15 protein-coding genes are annotated in these 17,396 nt (G+C 45.1%); 11 read left to right on the top strand and 4 right to left on the bottom strand.

Features of this window, described 5'->3' with window-relative positions; all coding sequences use genetic code 11:
- Positions 1-145: 145 nt before the first annotated feature.
- From BWI96_RS08295 to atpD, 3 genes are all read right to left on the bottom strand, one after another.
- Entirely contained in the window at positions 146-1,390 is a 1,245-nt protein-coding gene (locus BWI96_RS08295) for an OmpA family protein (protein WP_198555196.1), read from the bottom strand.
- 135 nt (positions 1,391-1,525) lie between these two features.
- On the bottom strand, positions 1,526-1,768 hold the full coding sequence (gene atpC / locus BWI96_RS08290; RefSeq protein WP_106636192.1) for an ATP synthase F1 subunit epsilon: 243 nt from the start codon (positions 1,766-1,768) through the stop codon (positions 1,526-1,528).
- A gap of 95 nt (positions 1,769-1,863) precedes the next feature.
- Positions 1,864-3,381: a F0F1 ATP synthase subunit beta gene (atpD, locus tag BWI96_RS08285; protein ID WP_106636191.1), complete on the bottom strand. Its 1,518-nt coding sequence runs from the start codon at positions 3,379-3,381 to the stop codon at positions 1,864-1,866.
- 176 nt (positions 3,382-3,557) lie between these two features.
- Between atpD and folP the strand changes: the two genes are divergently transcribed.
- The 11 genes from folP to BWI96_RS21860 all read left to right on the top strand — a co-directional run bounded on the left by folP (position 3,558) and on the right by BWI96_RS21860 (position 16,364).
- Positions 3,558-4,418, top strand: a complete 861-nt coding sequence (gene folP / locus BWI96_RS08280) for a dihydropteroate synthase (RefSeq protein WP_106636190.1) — start codon at positions 3,558-3,560, stop codon at positions 4,416-4,418.
- A 119-nt stretch (positions 4,419-4,537) separates the two neighbouring features.
- Positions 4,538-5,359, top strand: coding sequence for an aminotransferase class IV (locus BWI96_RS08275; RefSeq protein WP_106636189.1), 822 nt, complete (start codon positions 4,538-4,540; stop codon positions 5,357-5,359).
- Positions 5,356-6,405, top strand: coding sequence for a M15 family metallopeptidase (locus BWI96_RS08270; RefSeq protein ID WP_157830271.1), 1,050 nt, complete (start codon positions 5,356-5,358; stop codon positions 6,403-6,405). Before BWI96_RS08275 ends, BWI96_RS08270 begins: the two co-directional genes overlap by 4 nt.
- A gap of 110 nt (positions 6,406-6,515) precedes the next feature.
- On the top strand, positions 6,516-6,995 hold the full coding sequence (gene lysM / locus BWI96_RS08265) for a peptidoglycan-binding protein LysM (RefSeq protein ID WP_106636188.1): 480 nt from the start codon (positions 6,516-6,518) through the stop codon (positions 6,993-6,995).
- 115 nt (positions 6,996-7,110) lie between these two features.
- Positions 7,111-8,277 carry a metallophosphoesterase gene (locus BWI96_RS08260; protein ID WP_106636379.1) on the top strand — a complete coding sequence of 389 codons (1,167 nt, stop codon included), beginning with the start codon at positions 7,111-7,113 and terminating at the stop codon, positions 8,275-8,277.
- A 339-nt stretch (positions 8,278-8,616) separates the two neighbouring features.
- On the top strand, positions 8,617-11,673 hold the full coding sequence (locus BWI96_RS08255; protein ID WP_106636187.1) for a type I restriction endonuclease subunit R: 3,057 nt from the start codon (positions 8,617-8,619) through the stop codon (positions 11,671-11,673).
- Between the two features lie 5 nt (positions 11,674-11,678).
- On the top strand, positions 11,679-11,969 hold the full coding sequence (locus BWI96_RS22310) for a hypothetical protein (protein ID WP_232793643.1): 291 nt from the start codon (positions 11,679-11,681) through the stop codon (positions 11,967-11,969).
- Positions 11,894-13,303, top strand: coding sequence for a class I SAM-dependent DNA methyltransferase (locus BWI96_RS08250; RefSeq protein WP_232793642.1), 1,410 nt, complete (start codon positions 11,894-11,896; stop codon positions 13,301-13,303). Before BWI96_RS22310 ends, BWI96_RS08250 begins: the two co-directional genes overlap by 76 nt.
- Positions 13,290-14,573, top strand: coding sequence for a restriction endonuclease subunit S (locus tag BWI96_RS21870; protein WP_198555195.1), 1,284 nt, complete (start codon positions 13,290-13,292; stop codon positions 14,571-14,573). The genes BWI96_RS08250 and BWI96_RS21870 overlap by 14 nt, the downstream gene beginning before the upstream one ends.
- Positions 14,574-14,604: 31 nt before the next feature.
- Positions 14,605-15,438: a DUF262 domain-containing protein gene (locus BWI96_RS21865; protein ID WP_198555194.1), complete on the top strand. Its 834-nt coding sequence runs from the start codon at positions 14,605-14,607 to the stop codon at positions 15,436-15,438.
- A complete protein-coding gene (locus BWI96_RS21860) occupies positions 15,327-16,364 on the top strand; it encodes a hypothetical protein (protein ID WP_198555193.1) in 1,038 nt (345 codons plus the stop codon). The genes BWI96_RS21865 and BWI96_RS21860 overlap by 112 nt, the downstream gene beginning before the upstream one ends.
- A 230-nt stretch (positions 16,365-16,594) precedes the next feature.
- Here the strand turns inward: BWI96_RS21860 and BWI96_RS08235 are convergent, their stop codons facing one another.
- Positions 16,595-17,251: an HAD family phosphatase gene (locus BWI96_RS08235; RefSeq protein WP_106636186.1), complete on the bottom strand. Its 657-nt coding sequence runs from the start codon at positions 17,249-17,251 to the stop codon at positions 16,595-16,597.
- Between the last annotated feature and the right edge of the window lie 145 nt (positions 17,252-17,396).

Genomic DNA, 17,396 nt, shown 5'->3' with positions numbered 1-17,396 from the left:
TGTTACTATCTAAATTATTCTCATTTCCCGGCCAGACGCGATGAAGTCGCGTCTCTACGTTTCCCTCCCTGGCTGGTGAGGACACTAACCCTAGCGGAGAGGCTAGTGTTTCCACTAGCCTCTATTACTTACTACTTCAATTACCCTACTTCTTGGTCACAATTAATTCTACCCGGCGGTTTTGTCTTCGTTGCTGATCATTAGTTGAGTTTACCAACGGTTTTGTATCGCCAAAACCCTGCGTTTCAATACGGCTGGCTTCAATTCCATTGTTAACTAAATATTGCTTCACCGTTGTGACCCGATCAATCGACAGCTTCATGTTTGCTTTAGAATCTCCAATGGCATCCGTGTGGCCTTCCAAACGTATCTCTACCGTTGGATTTGCTTTCAGCCATTCTACTACCTGCGTTAGCCCTTCAATGGATTCGGGTAACAGGTCCGCTTTTCCGGTTTCAAAAAGAATGTTTTTCAGTTCAACCTTTGCCCCTACTTCAGCCTTCAATTCTTCCGCCGGGGCTTCTTTAGGAGTAGGCTCAACGGGCGGTGGAGTCACTTCAGCCGCTGCGGGTTTAGCCCCCGTGGCTCTTAGGTAAAAATCCTTCTCAACCGCATTTTCCTTGACAGTTACCGTCGCCGTAGCAGGCTCATAACCCGGAGCAATGACGGTTACCTGATACGTAGCGGGCTTCACATTTTTTCGGTAAACGCCTGTGCTACTGATGGTTTTCAACGTATCGTTTTTAGCTCCCGGTTTTTGAAGAACGATCCGTCCGTCGATCACCTCTTTGGTCGTGGCATCGTAGACTTGGCCGCTTATTAAAACGGTTAAAGGAGGAATAGTGGATCCCGCTTCTTTCTTCGCCACTACCGGAGCAGGCGTTTTCTTTGCATTTTTCTTAAGAGCCGGATTTTTTATGTGGATATGGTAGAAGTTCCAGCAGTGCCAGTTATCCATACCATCCCGACATTCAAAGAGATTGAAGTCTTCCAGTCCTGGATCAAGTCGTTCGAAATACACAACAAATGACACCACATCGCCAGGGCGGACGTCACGTTTGGCGGGCCTTACCGGAATACCTTCGGCCTTAATAAACTTGAACGAATAGAGTTTACCCTTACTGTTGACTTGCAGATCACTTTCCGGATCAATGGCAATATTGGATGCCGTCATACTGGGATTCATTCGTCGCAGGTACCGATCTTTTATACTTGGGACGGGATCCTCATACCGCAGGGAGATGATCGTGTATTGGCTAGTCAACTCCACTTTGGTAATCGTCACATCTTCGGACGTTCGACCTTCCACCCGTGGGTTTAGCGTAACCTGAGCCTGAGCGATAGTTGCGAACAAGATGCTGAATAGAGCGATGAATACTTGCTTTTTCATGGTTAAATCAAACAACATACGGGTAGTAACGTAAATTCAGGTTGAATATTTTCAGGCTAAATTTACTCAGGAATGGGCAAAAAAGAAGTCCCGCAGGTAAAGCTTACCTACGGGACTCGTCTTTTTTCTTAAGCGTTACAGAATGGCTTCTGCCAATACGAGGATTTTGTTGTTCAATACCTCTACGACACCGCCATCTACTGTATACGTCTTTTGTCCGTCTTTCGTCTCGACAACCACCGGACCTTTACCGATCGTACTCACTAAAGGAGCGTGGTTATTCAAAATCTGAAACGAACCCTGGGTGCCCGGAAAAGAAGCCGAAACCGCTTCACCAGCAAACACCTTTTTATCGGGAGTAATAATTTCGATGAACATGGTCAGTCTTCTGTTTATAGTTTTCCGTTTTCAGTTGGCTGTTTTCAGTTTACAATCTAATCAAGAACTGTAAACTAAAAACCGAAAACTGTAAACTATTTAGAAGCTTCGGCCAGTAATTTCTCGCCTTTTACTACTGCGTCTTCAATCGTACCTACGAGGTTAAAGGCTGCTTCAGGCAGGTGATCGTAATCACCAGCGATGATTTTGTTAAAGCCTTTAATCGTTTCTTCGATGGAAACGAATACCCCTTTCAGACCCGTAAACTGTTCAGCTACGTGGAAAGGTTGAGACAGGAAGCGTTGTACGCGACGAGCCCGTGATACCGTTTGCTTATCTTCTTCGGATAATTCGTCCAGACCAAGGATGGCGATGATATCCTGCAATTCGTTGTAGCGTTGCAGAATCATTTTCACGGCCATTGCACAGTTATAGTGAGCGTCACCTAGTACTTCGGGGCTCAGGATACGGCTGGTAGAATCCAGAGGATCCACCGCAGGATAGATACCCAGCGAAGAAAGTTTACGGCTCAATACCGTAGTTGCATCCAAGTGAGCGAAAGTCGTCGCTGGAGCGGGGTCAGTTAAGTCATCCGCAGGTACGTAAACGGCCTGTACAGAAGTAATAGAACCACGCTTGGTTGACGTAATACGCTCCTGCATGGCACCCATTTCCGTAGCCAGCGTAGGTTGGTAACCTACCGCTGAAGGCATACGACCTAACAGAGCGGATACCTCAGAACCAGCCTGAGTAAAGCGGAAGATGTTATCGATAAAGAACAGGATATCGCGACCCTGACCTTCACCATCGCCATCACGGAAGTGTTCCGCTACGGTCAGACCTGAAAGGGCTACCCGTGCACGTGCTCCCGGAGGTTCGTTCATCTGTCCGAACACGAGCGTAGCTTTGGAATCTTTCAGAGATTCGTCGTCTACTTTAGACAGATCCCATCCGCCTGCTTCCATGGAATGGTTGAACGCTTCACCATACTTGATTACGCCTGACTCGATGAATTCGCGGAGAAGGTCATTTCCTTCACGCGTACGCTCACCAACACCAGCGAATACGGAAAGACCACCGTATACTTTCGCGATGTTGTTGATCAATTCCTGAATCAATACCGTTTTACCTACCCCGGCACCACCGAAAAGACCAATTTTACCCCCTTTTACGTAAGGAGCTAACAAGTCAATTACTTTAATACCTGTAAATAATACTTCGGTTGAAGTAGCCAGTTCATCGAACTTAGGAGCCGCCCGGTGAATAGAAAGGCTGCCTTCTCCACTGGGCTGTGACATACCGTCAATAGCCTCACCAACGACGTTGAACAGACGGCCACGAATGGCATCGCCTGAGGGCATGACAATGGTTTTACCATGGTGAAGTACCTCAATACCCCGATAGAGACCTTCGGTCGCGTCCATAGCGATCGCACGTACGCGGTCTTCGCCTAAGTGCTGCTGAACTTCCAGAATAACTTTCTGACCGTTGGATTTCGTTACTTCGAGGGCATCAAGGATAGCCGGCAGGGATGAACCTTCTTCTTCGAAACTCACGTCCACAACCGGTCCGATCACTTGGGTAATCTTACCTTTATTGACTGCGTTTGCCATTGAATATGAATAGTTACTGGGAGATTGCAAATTTTCCCGCAAAATTAGATTACGATTCGCGTAATCCCAAAGTCAATATTGGATATTTCCGCGAAAAAAACTGAATAACTATAATAAGGTACGTAGAATTGTATTCAAAGTTATCCTAAGGGCCTTTCTGAACGTATTTTTACCCCATGCAAGAACCTGTTTTTTCTTCTTTCGTTCCGACGACCCTTAACTGCCGGGGTCGATTAGTTTCGATTCAGACGCCCGTAGTGATGGGTATTATCAATATTACCCCCGATTCTTTCCACGCTGGAAATCGATTTGGCGATCCCGAAGGGATTCGACAAAGGGCCGAAAAAATGCTTTCCGAAGGGGCTACTTTTCTGGATATCGGTGGCTATTCTACCCGACCCGGAGCGGATGATGTGCCCGAAGAAGAAGAGATCCGACGGGTGTTACTGGCCGTGGAAACGATTCTCAAACATTTCCCGGATGCCTTGCTTTCCATTGATACGTTCCGGTCGAACGTAGCCCGCCGAGCTATCGAAGCCGGAGCATCCCTGATTAACGACGTTTCGGGTGGTTTGCTCGATGACGCCATGTTTCAGACAGCCGCCGATCTGCAAGTTCCTTACGTGCTGATGCACATGCGAGGCACTCCCCAAAACATGGCCAGCCTGAATCAGTACGAAAATCTGGTAACTGAAGTAATAGATGAGTTACTGGTTCGGGTAACTCTGGCTCGGGAAGCGGGCATTAAGGATCTTATTCTGGATCCTGGTTTCGGCTTCGCGAAAAACGCCGATCAGAATTATGAGTTACTGGCTCAGGCGGAAGCTTTCGGCGTCTTTGGTTTACCCCTATTGATTGGCCTATCACGGAAAAGCATGGTCTGGAAAAAACTGGGAATTCCACCCTCCGAAGCTCTCAATGGAACGACGGTTCTGAATACCATCGCCTTGCAAAAAGGAGCAACTATTTTGCGGGTACACGATGTCCGGGAAGCCATGGAAACAATTCAGATTATGCAATGGCTAAATCGGTATTAATCGTTACTCACAAAACCCTGAAGGGGCTAGTCATGATTGAACCCCGCTGGGGTTTATCAGGCTTCCGTCAGTTTATACACCAAAAGAATTATCTTTAGCCCCAATTATTTTCTTCTTTCATGGCAGCTACTTTTTTCCTTAATGGCGAATTTCTTCCCGAAGAACAAGCCAAGCTTAACATCACGGATTTAGGCCTGTTGCGGGCCTACGGAATCTTCGATTTTTTCCGGTGTATCGACGGGAAACCCATTTTTCAGGAAGATCACCTCGACCGCTTTAATCGTTCGGCGGAGCTAATGGGCTTGAACATTCCAGCCAGTCGCGAGCAGCTACGGGAAATCATTGCCGAGCTGATTCGCCTCAATCCTCATGCCTTATTAGGTCTGAAACTGGTACTGACGGGCGGGTATTCTCCCGATGGTTTTGCCCCCGCCGAGCAATCAAACTTTTTCGTAATTGCCAAGCCCTTTGAGTTTAAAGATCCCGAAAAAGGGCTGCACTTTATGAGCGTAGAACACCAGCGACAACTCGCCGAAGTAAAGTCACTGGATTACCTACTTCCCATTTATTTATTGCGGAAGCAACGCGAAATGGGAGCCGACGACGTATTATACTATGAAAACGGTCTGATTACTGAATCTTCACGTTCCAATGTTTTTGTGGTCAAAGGCGATACCCTGATTACCCCTGCCGAGGGAATGTTACGCGGGATTACCCGGAAGCACATCCTGAATTTTGCTCAGCGTGAACTGAAAGTAGAAGAACGTGAAGTAACGCTCGAAGAGACTCTACAGGCGGATGAATTATTCACCACGGGTTCAACCAAACGCATTGTTCCGGTTACCAAAATTGATAATCGTCCCATTGGTTCAGGCCAGCCCGGTCCCATTACACGTCAGTTGTACGAGCGGTTTTTAACGTACGAAAAAGAAACGAATTGAAGCGATTTATTGGCCTATACCTGATTTGGGGAGCTATTTTTCAAGCCTGCGGGCAAGCTCCCCCAACCTTACCTTCCTGGCAGTCCAGTACCTGCGATAGTTCCCGGCAAGTAACTAGCCTGAGTTTATACGACCTCATTACACCCGTCTATAAAACCGACAGTTTACGCGAGCAGACCCTGGGCGTGAGTCGCGTGCTGGCTTTTGTCAAAGACGAACCCGGCACTTTCCATTTTTTGGGTTCGCATCGTTCCGGCTCACCTACGGACTCTCTGCCTGCCCCTACCTCCCGACTGGATAGTATGCAGCGACACGCCTATTTTACGGCCATCACCGAGGACCCGCTGTATCTGTACAATCGCTGGGCCTGGCTACTGGATACCACCCGCCAGGCTTTTCTGGTTCGTCGCGACTCACTAGTGGATTCACTTCGGCGGCAATTACCGAATTATGAAGTGAAGGTTATTTCTGATTTACGAAGTGCGGAGTTACAAACCAAACTGCTGGGACGAGGCCGCAGTATGGCTCCCATTTCCTTTCATCAGTTAGGGCTGGCGGCAGATTTAGGCTTCTTCCGGCACGGCAGACTCGTTCGTAACGCCGGGCCTTACGAGGCTATTGGTGACCTAACCCCCTATTACCAGTTAATCTGGGGCGGAAATTTCGTGGGCTTTGTTGATCCGCCGCATTTTCAGCTATACCGAAATGCTGCCGCTTTCCTGAAAGACTTCCCTTTGTTACGCTTTGAATTTGAGCCTTTCTATGATCGTTACCTCCAACGCGTTCAGCAAAAAATCGAGGCAAACAAGGAATACGAGGTAGAAGATACCAAAGAGCTATTATCCACCATCAATGAGTATCGAAGTCAGTTTCCCTGTCCCTGCCAGTCCATTGCGGTTATGGATACGACCAGGCTTCAATCGCCAAAAATAGCTACCCTTTCTGCTGATGATCTAGTCATTGTGGGTGATTTAAAGGAACAGCGTTTAAACATCTGGCGAGGAAGCCATTTACTAGTTTCTTACCGCCTTGGAATCTGGCGGTAATATGTTAAGATTTGAAAAATAATACTTAATTTTCCGCAGTTCTGTTTCTGGAATACTATTTTTCAGAAATCAGAACGGTAATAAAAATTCAACCTTAACACAGTAGTATCATGGGATTGATCTCATTCATGAAGGGAGTCGGCGAGAACCTCTTCGGCAGTAAAGAAGAAGAAACGAAAGTAGCTCAGGCAAAGCCCGAAGAAGTAGAACCGCTACGGGCTGGAGCTTTACTACAAAAAGTAAAAAGTCTGGGCTTGACTTACAAAAACTTAACCATCAAAACAGCCGGTTCTACGGTCGTGTTGGAAGGTGAAGTAGACAACCAGGAAGACGCCGAAAAAATTGCTTTGACGGTGGGTAATGTTACCGGAGTAGAGCAGGTAGACAACCGCATCCGGGTAACGGCTCCCAAGCCCGAAGCTCAGTATCACACCGTTGAAAAAGGCGATTCATTGTCAAAAATTGCGGGTAAATTCTACGGCGATGTCATGAAATACCCCATCATTTTTGAAGCAAACAAACCGATGCTGAAAGATCCTGATCTGATCTATCCTGGTCAGGTATTACGGATTCCACCGCTGGAAAGCTAGGATTATAACCTATTCAACAAAACGTCCCGTTTTTCTGAAACGGGACGTTTTGTTTTTAAACATCTTCTCAGATTTTGGGCTTTATTATACGGATTCATCTATTCCCCTACGGCCCATGCGTTCAACCAAACAATACGTTAATCTCAGTCATAATAAAGTTGAAAATCACCTCAAAACCTTACAAAACGAGTTTGAGGAAACGGTTACCCCTACGGATACGGTTACCTATAAACTACGTCAGTTTTTCTGGTCAAACTTCTTTGGCTTTGTATACCATTACTTCAAAAGTCGTTTCGGCAAACGCTATCCTTACCAGTCTTATCCGAAAGACGGCGATTCGGGGGTTTACCAAATCCCGGAAAACACGACCCTGGCTCTGCTTTCCGACTGGGCAACGGATACCGTTGAATCGGATTTGGTGGGACGACTTGCGGCACGCTACAACACCGATTATACCCTGCACCTGGGCGATGTTTATTTTGTAGGAGCACCGAAGGAAATTCGGGCTAATTTCCTGAACCCCGATGCCTCCTGGCCCTGGGGAAAGAACGGAAGTCTGGCCCTGTCAGGTAACCATGAAATGTACTCCAACGGACGGGGTTATTTCGAAGAATTATTACCCCGCATGGGCGTTGATCAGGCGGGCGTACGGGTGAGTCAAAAGGCAGGTTTTTTCTGTCTGGAAAACGCACACTGGCGGATCATTGGACTAGATACGGGTTATACTTCCGTTCGGAATCCGATCATGGAAATCCTCAATCCACCGGATTGCCGCCTGAAAGACGTACAGATCCAGTGGTTAAAAGAACAAGTCAAGCTCGGTGATCCGAACGATCAACGCGGCATTATCTTCTTAAGCCATCATCCCGTTTTCTCCGTATTCAGAAATGCCTTCCCCAAACCCGGCGAACAGCTTCGGAAAATACTGGGCAATGGAGACCGTCCGGTAGCCTGGATTTACGGACACGAACACCGAATGGTAATTTATCACACCCAGAATTTACCGAACAGCCTCACCGTTCACGGTCGTTGCATTGGTCACGGCGGTATGCCCGTGGAACTCAAAGCCCCCGAAACCCACGATCCGATTTACTTCATGGACGACCGCATCCGCGAACGACTCCGCCGTAAAAATGTCAGTTATAACGGCTTCGCCTATCTGGAAATTAAAAGGCCCCAAAGCCTCATGAAATACATCGACATGGAAGACACCATGATTTTCCAAGAAAGCTGGCGAGTGGAAAATGGGGCAGTGATTGTGGAACAGGCTGACGCTACGTAGAGACGCGTCTGATTTCTTGCCTACTTATTAAGGTGATATTCAGGGAAACGCTAGTAAGCTTTTAACCCTCCCTTTGTTGGTGGACGCTTCGCTAAACACCTAACGACGGCGAGAAAAGGCTATCAGAAAAATCTGACAGCTTTTTCTATTTAAACTTACTCTTCTCTATTAATCCTTTATTAGGTGAAAAATTTCACCTAATAAGATGTTTTGGACTTGGATTTGGAAACCAGTCCTTTGTATTTTTGAAGATTATCAGTGTCACTGAACAGTGATATCGGCAACAGGAAATGGTTCTGAAAGACATGTTGCGTATTACATAGAATTACCTTTTCTGCCATGGCATTTAATGAAGATTCGAGGGTAAAAATACCCGCCATCCTGCACTTGTGTAGAATGGGTTATACCTATATCCCTAAACGTCAGCAGAATAGACTAGAGGAGAATAATATCTTCCCTGAAATTTTCAAAAAAAGTATCGCTGCCATTAATGACATTTCCGAACATGAAGCGGAGGTGGAATTACAGGAACTTAGTATCAAGCTGCATTCAGATGACCTCGGACGGGACTTCTATCGTAGGCTGGTTAGCACGTCAGGGAAAAAGCTCATCGACTTTCAGAATTTTCATCGAAATACGTTTCATGTTACAACAGAGCTTACCTATAAAAACGGAGACGAAGAGTTTCGGCCAGACATTACCTTGTTGATCAATGGAATGCCTCTGGTATTTATTGAAGTAAAAAAGCCGAATAACCGGGAGGGGGTACTGGCCGAACGCAGCCGTATCAATACTCGATTTGCCTTAAAGGAGTTTACTACTTTTACGAATATTACCCAGTTGATGCTCTTCTCTAATAACATGGAGTACGAAGATGGCGTAACCGATCCGGTTATGGGAGCCTACTACGGAACACCATCTAAAACTGGGGTGCTTTTCAATTATTTCCGCGAAGAAGAAATTCTGAATTTAACTCATCTGCTGAAACCTGAAGACACAGAACTGGAAAATCTGGTGCTGAAGGATAACAATATAGTAGCAATCAAGCATACCGATGAGTTTAAGACCAATAAGCATTTTGACACCCCTACCAATCGTTTGCTGACTTCTCTCTTGAGTCGGGAGCGACTAGCGTTTTTCCTGCAATTTGGAATTGCCTACGTAGAAGATGATAAAGATGGAAAGCTGGAACTGCAGAAACACATCATGCGGTATCCGCAGTTTTTTGCAACGAAAGCCCTCGCTCAGAAGCTGGATGGTGGTACGAAGCAAGGGATTATCTGGCATACGCAAGGAAGCGGCAAAACCGCTTTGGCATTTTTCAATGTGAAGTTTCTGACCGATTATTTCCAGAAAAAGAATACGATCCCGAAATTTTACTTCATCGTCGATCGGCTGGATTTGGCTAACCAGGCTAAAAATGAGTTTCGTTCCAGAGGGTTATCCGTTCGACTGGTCAACTCACGCGAAGAGTTTATCCGGGATATGAAGCGGGTTGGAGCGGTACAGAACCACTCGGGAGAAATGGAAATTTCGGTGGTAAATATTCAGAAATTTACTGAAGACACGAAAGTGCTGGAAGAGCTGGATTACGACCTGAATATCCAACGGGTGTATTTTATTGACGAAGCCCACCGAAGCTACAATCCAAAAGGCAGTTATCTGGTTAATCTCCTAAAATCTGATACGAAATCCATTCGAATTGCCCTGACTGGAACACCACTACTGAAAGAAGTGGCGAAAGACTACGATTCCAAAGCATTATTCGGCAATTATATCCATACGTATTATTACAACCGATCCATCGCCGATGGATACACGCTTCGACTCATACGGGAAGGCATTGATACGACGTACAAAATGCAAATGAAGGACGTCATTCAACAGATCAACATCCTTCAGGGGGAAATTTCCAAAAGCGAGATTTTTGCCCATCCCCGATTTGTGGAGCCGATGCTGGAGTACATCGTGAATGATCTGAAGACGTTCCGGAAAACAAATAACGATTATACGCTTGGCGGAATGGTCGTTTGCGACAGTGCCGATCAGGCAAAAGAACTCTTTGCCCAGTTTGAAGGTCGTCAGCGTTCCGAAGCGTCTTCCTTGCCAATGGCGGCTGAAGGAATCGAAGTATATGCCAGCAAACATGATTTAAAAGCCAGCCTGATTCTCCACGATGTTAATAGCAAAGACGACCGTGAGAAAGATATTAAGGCATTTAAACGTGGGGATATTGATTTGCTCTTCGTTTATAATATGCTGTTGACGGGTTTCGATGCCAAGCGATTGAAGAAACTGTACCTGGCTCGCGTGGTAAAGAACCATAACCTGTTGCAAACGCTGACTCGGGTCAATCGTCCGTATAAAAATTATCGATTTGGTTACGTAGTCGACTTCGCCGACATTACAAAAGAGTTTAAACTGACCAACCAGAATTATTTCGAAGAATTACAGGGCGAACTAGGGGACGAATTCCAGAACTACTCTAATCTGTTTAAGTCTCCCGAAGAGATTACCAGCGATATCGAAGGTATTCAGGAAAAACTCTTTGACTTTGATACGCACAACGCCGAAAAGTTTCGGTTGCAGATCGACGAAATCAGGGATAAAAAGCAGCTGCTGGAACTGCAAAAAGTACTCACACAAGCAAAGGAACTCCGTAATATCATTCGCCTACAAGGGCAGGATGAGTTACTGAAACTACTTGATTTCAATAAACTGAATCAGTTATTGGGAGAGGTACAGCGACGGCTGGATATTCTGAATCTGGTAGACGACCTGAATCAGCACGAAGAGACGTCAAACCTACTGAACCTGGCTCTGGAAGATATTTTCTTCCAGTTTACCAAAGTTTCGGAAGAGGAAATGATCCTAGCCGATCGTCTGCGTCATCAGCTTCGCAAAACTCGGGAAGAATTGCAACGCAACTTTGATCCTAGAGACCCGGCTTTTATATCTCTGAAAGAAGAACTGGAACGTATTTTCCGGAATAAGAATCTCGATGAAGTTTCGCAGGAGGACATGCGGGAAAATATTGGTTTGCTGAACCGTATCTACGACGAAGTAAAAGAACTCAACCGTCAGAATGCCCTGTTGAAAGCGAAGTACGATGAGGACGAAAAATACGCCCGTGTACATAAACGGCTGATGACCGATTATAAAATTTCGGCTCCTAAAATGCAGGTTTACGATGCTCTGATGAGTACGAAAGCTCAGGTAGACGGCATTTTCCTGAACAATATCAATCTGTTGCACAACGATGCGTATTTCAGGGATGAAGTGATGAGCATTGTGATTGACCAGTTCATTGATACCAAAAAGATTGATCTGGATTATAACACTACGGAATCCATCAATCACCTCATTGTGAAAGAATATTTACACCAATACAAATAGTACAGATGAGCGAAAGTGAATTTAAGAAGAAGACCAAAGTACTCATCGACGACCTGAAGAGTGTTTGTGCCAATTACGGTCTTGGCAATCATGCCAGTGAATTTGACATCATTACGCAGGTGTTTTTGTATAAATACCTGAACGATAAGTTATATACGAAGCCAAACGGATTAATCCAGTACTGGCCGAAGCTGAAAACTTTCAGACCGCTTACGAAGCAATGCCCGAAAGCGAGCGGAAATTTTTGCTGGCTCGTATCGGCAACAAAGCGGCCCGTCTGCAACCCGAGCAACTGATTTCGTACCTGTACAATAATTCGAATCAGCCTGACTTTGCTGAGGCGTATTTCGATGGAACCCTGCGGAGCATCAGTGTGGACAATGTGAATCTGTATTCCGTCAAATCAACGTCGGGAGCGAAGGATAAGATGTTCGATGACATTAGTCTGTACATCAAGGATTCGTCGGAACGGGATGCCTTCTGTCGGGCATTAATTAATAAAGTCGTTGATACGAATTTTGAGCGGATGTTCTCGGAGAAGTACGACTTCTTCGCCGAAATTTTTGAGTACCTCATTAAAGATTACAACAGTGACAGCGGCGGAAAATACGCCGAATATTACACGCCCCACGCGGTGGCCCGTATCATGGCGGCCATTCTGGTGAACGAAACCGACGTTCATGGGGTGAAAGTGTATGATCCCAGTGCAGGGTCGGGTACGTTGCTGATGAACATTGCCCATGCCATTGGTGAAAAAAACTGTAGTATCTACTCGGAAGATATTTCGCAAAAGTCAGCTGGTATGCTCCGACTGAACCTGATTCTGAATAGTTTGTCGCATTCCATTCCGAATATTATCAAGGGGAATACCATTCTTCAGCCTTCGTATAGTCAGGAACGATTCGACTACATCGTATCGAATCCGCCCTTCAAGCTCGACTTCTCCGATTACCGCGAAGACCTGACCAAAGACAGTTTCAAAGACCGGTTCTTTGCGGGTATCCCCAACGTACCCAAGGCGAAGAAAGAGAGCATGGCCATCTACCTGCTCTTTATTCAGCACATCATGTACAGCCTTTCTGAAAAAGGGAAAGCGGCAGTGGTGGTTCCGACGGGTTTCATCACGGCCCAGAGTGGCATTGAGCGAAGCATACGCGAAGCACTGGTGCAACGCGGCTGGCTGCGGGGCGTGGTGAGTATGCCGAGCAATATTTTTGCCAGTACGGGCACGAACGTATCCATTGTGTTTATGGATAAAAATGCCGACAAAAATCAGGTGGTGCTGGTGGATGCTTCTAAACTGGGTGAGACGGTAAAAGAAGGCAAAAACCAGCGAACCATATTGACCCGAACGGAAGAAAACCAGATCATCGACGCCATGAACCAGAAACGGGCCATGGAAGATTTCTCGGTAGTGGTAAATGCGGAGCAAATTGAAGAAAAAAATTACAGTTTATCCGCCGGGCAATATTTTGATGTAAAGATTGAGTACGTTGAGATCACAGCGGATGAATTTGCGGAGAAAATGAGTGGGTTTGAAACCAGTTTGTCGTCTTTGTTTGCCGAAGGAGAGATCTTAGATAAAGAAATAAAAAAGCAGTTAGGAGGGTTAGTTTATGAAAGAAATTAAATTAAAAAACTATATTGAAGAAATATCGATGGGACCTTTTGGTTCTGACATTAAAGTTGATAACTTTATTTCTTTCGGAATTCCTGTACTAAATGGCTCTAACTTGACTAGTCATAAGTTAGTTGAAAATAGCTTTAAGTTCATTTCTAAAGAAAAAGCGGACACTTTAGGCAGAGCGAATGCTTCAAGAGGTGATGTAGTAATAACCCATCGAGGAACTTTAGGGCAAGTTTCTTATATACCTAATAACTCGAAATATAGTAGATACGTAATTTCGCAAAGTCAATTTAGAGTAAGATTTAAGGATAAATTAAATCCTGTATATTTCACCTATTTGATGCTGAGTAAATATGGACAGAAAAAATTATTGTCTTTCAAAAATCACGTAGGGGTTCCTGCACTAGCACAAGCAACTTCAAATTTCAAAGAGTTAGAGTTGAATATTCATGAATTAGAAGAACAACAGAAAATAGCCGCTGTACTCTCCGCATTAGATGATAAAATAGAGCTAAACAACCGTATCAATACCGAACTAGAACAAATGGCGAAAACGCTGTATGATTACTGGTTCATACAGTTTGATTTTCCTAATGAAGAAGGAAAACCCTATCGGGCTTCTGGTGGTGAAATGGTTTATAATGAAGTACTAAAAAGAGAAATTCCGGCGAGTTGGGAAGTTGGAACTTTTAATAATTGGATTAAAGCAACTAAATCTGGGGATTGGGGAAAAGAGTTTGAAGAGGGTAATTACACAGAAAGAGTATTCTGCATAAGAGGAGCTGATATTAATGGGATCAATGGAAAAGGAGAAATAAAATCTCCAGTGCGATTTATTTTAAAGAATAATGCTACAAAGGTATTGAAGACTCATGATTTCATTGTTGAAATCTCTGGTGGGAGTCCAACTCAATCGACAGGTAGACTAGCATTATTGACTGAACAAGTATTTCAAAGATTTAATGCTCCTGTAATTTGTTCTAATTTTTGCAGAGCGGGATCTTTAAAAGATGAAATGTATATTTTCAACTTTCAGCAAGAATGGAAACGCTTGTATGATGGAGGTATACTATTCGGATTTGAAGGAAAAACTAGTGGAATTAAAAACTTTCTATTCGATTCATTTATTAACTCTTATAATGTAGTATTACCTGAAAAGAGTATCGTCGAAAAGTTTTATGATTTCGCAAATTCATTAGAGAAAAAAAACAAACTAATCTTCTTCAAAATCAACAACTCGCTAGTCTACGCGACTGGTTATTACCCATGTTAATGAACGGTCAAGTTACTGTTGGAGAATAAGCATGGCAAAAGAATTAAAAGTATTTAGAGAAGTACCTTATCCCTTGGGTACCCTAATTAGACAAATAGAATTAGGCATCATTGGCTTACCCGATTTACAGCGTCCTTTCGTATGGCCTGATACTAAAGTTCGTGATCTTTTTGATAGCCTGTATAAAGGGTATCCGGTAGGCTATTTTCTGTTCTGGGCCAACGCCAATGTGGGTGGACACAAGGGTATCGGTACGGATCACAAACAGAAACACCCCGATCTGCTGATTGTCGATGGGCAACAACGGTTAACGTCGCTGTATGCCGTGATGAAAGGACAGGAAGTCATCCGGGAGAATTACGACAAAGCTACCATACGGATTGCCTTCAATCCCCTAGAGGAGAAATTTGAAGTTCCTGACGCTTCCATTCAGAAAAACCCGCGGTACATCCAGAACATCTCGGTGCTCTGGCAGCCGGATACGTATCTGGACGAAGTGATGGATGAATACATTGAGCGATTAAAGAGTAGCGTAGAACTCAGTCGCGATGATATCCGGAGAATCAAACGCATCATCAATGATCTGAAAAACCTGGAAAACTACACGTTCTCGGCACTGGAACTTTCGCATACGATTTCGGAAGAGCAAGTCGCGGACGTGTTTGTTCGTATCAATTCACAGGGAAAGAAACTCAATCAGGCCGACTTTATTCTCACGCTCATGAGCGTATTCTGGGAAGACGGCGACGCGAGTTGGAAGAATTTTGCCGACAGTGCCGACTGCCCAGTAGAAACACACCCTCCCCGTATAACTACCTCATTGAGCCCGATCCGGATCAGCTGTTACGGGTATCCATTGGCCTAGCCTTTCACCGGGCCGCTCTGAGGCATGTATACAGCATTTTACGAGGCAAAGATCTTGACTCGGGTGATTTCAGCACGGAGCGTCGGGACGGCCAGTTTGAAAAGCTAAAAATCGCTCAAGCGAAAGCCCTTGATCTGCAACACTGGCACGAGTTCATCAAAGCCATTAAACAGGCCGGGTTCGCCCATGCCAACTACATCAGTTCGGCTAACAATCTGCTGTATGCGTACGTACTTTTCCTGATTGGTCGGGAAGAGTACCGCATGGAACTCTACGAGCTCAAGCGACTCATGGCCCGCTGGTTTTTCATGTCATCTCTGACCGGACGGTATACGGGTTCGCCAGAATCCATGATGGAAGGAGACCTGACCCGCTTGCGTAGCATCACCGATGCGGAAGGTTTCCGGATGGCATTGGATGAAATCATCGATAGTAAACTGACGAACGATTTCTGGGATAAAACCCTGCCGCTGGATTTGGCTACCTCGTCTTCTCAAAGTCCATCATTATACGCCTATTATGCGTCCCTCTACATCTTGGATGCGTATGGCTTATTCTCAAAACTCAAGGTTTCTGACCTGTTACAGGAAGGGCTGAAAAGTAAAAAATCAGCCTTGGAACGGCATCACCTCTTTCCCAAAGCCTGGTTGCAGCGGAATGGTGTCACAGAAAAGCGGGATACGAACCAGATAGCCAATTATGCATTGGTTGAATGGAGTGATAACATCTCCATTGCGGATACGCATCCAGCCGGATATTTACCTGCATACATAAGTCGACTCACTACGCAGGAACAGGAAAAAATGGCTTATTGGCACGCCTTACCCGAAAATTGGGAAACGCTTTCGTATACTGATTTTCTAATGCTTCGCCGACAAAAAATTGCTCTGGTCATTAAAGATGCGTTTTTGATGTTAAAAAGTTGATTAACGACAAAGAGCTGCCTCTTGTCTTGAAGTAGCTCTTTGTCATTGAATGATCTAATACTCGTCAATCCATTTGATTTAAGCAGGTTGTCAGCAACTGGGATAGTAATTTAGATTAATCCCTATGCTATAATTTTAAATTCATAAATTAGGGAATTCGATCTTTACTTATTGAATAAGAAGTACCAAGGTTTAGAATTTAAATGAGGAACCTCCCAAAAGCGTTTTTCTTACTTCGCCAATTCCTCTTCCAAATCAATCTCCGTATAATCTTTCACGCATTTACGAACACTGGTAAAGGTTTCGAATTCTTCGGCTTTGTGCGTGGTGGTCAGGATGATGGCTTCCATACCCGCGTTGAAGGCCGTGCGGGCTCCCGTGGGAGAATCTTCGAATACCAGACAGGCTTCCGGCTCCACGCCCAGCGTCTGAGCTACCTGAAAAAATACGCTCGGGTCAGGCTTGCCTTTCTTGACATCGCGGTCGCAAACGATGGCTTTGAAGTAGTGCCGGATGTTGAGGTTATCGAGCACATAATCCACGTTTTCGTAGCGGGCCGCCGTGCCAATGCCCATTGGAATATTCAGCTCTGCGGCTTTCGCCAGTAACTCGGGTAAGCCGTCAATGAGGAGAAGCTGCTCCAGGAATATCTCCCGATACCGGGCTTCTTTCTCCGCTGAAATACGATCTCTTTCTTCAAACGTATACTGATCACCGAAAATCCGTACCAGAATATCATCGTTCATGCCGTGGCAGGTAGCAATGACCTCCTCCAGGGTCAACTCCTTCCCTACCTCGGCCAGTTTCGACTGCCAGGCGTGGTGGTGAACCATCATATTATCCACCATCGTCCCATCCATATCGAAGATTAAAGCTTTCTTTTTCATGAGGCAAAGGTAGTTTTCAGTTGGCTGTTTACCGTTTTCTGTGGACGTTAATAATGAAATCTTAATCCTGTACATGGCCTACCGTACTTAACCACAGAGTTCCTCAGAGTTATGCACAGTGTTACTCTGTGTTATAACTCTGAGG

The organism is Siphonobacter sp. SORGH_AS_0500 (assembly GCF_002838835.1).
Classification (GTDB): domain Bacteria; phylum Bacteroidota; class Bacteroidia; order Cytophagales; family Spirosomataceae; genus Siphonobacter.
The sequence above is the reverse complement of the archived record's forward strand: the minus strand, read 5'-3'. Positions and strand labels throughout refer to the sequence as shown.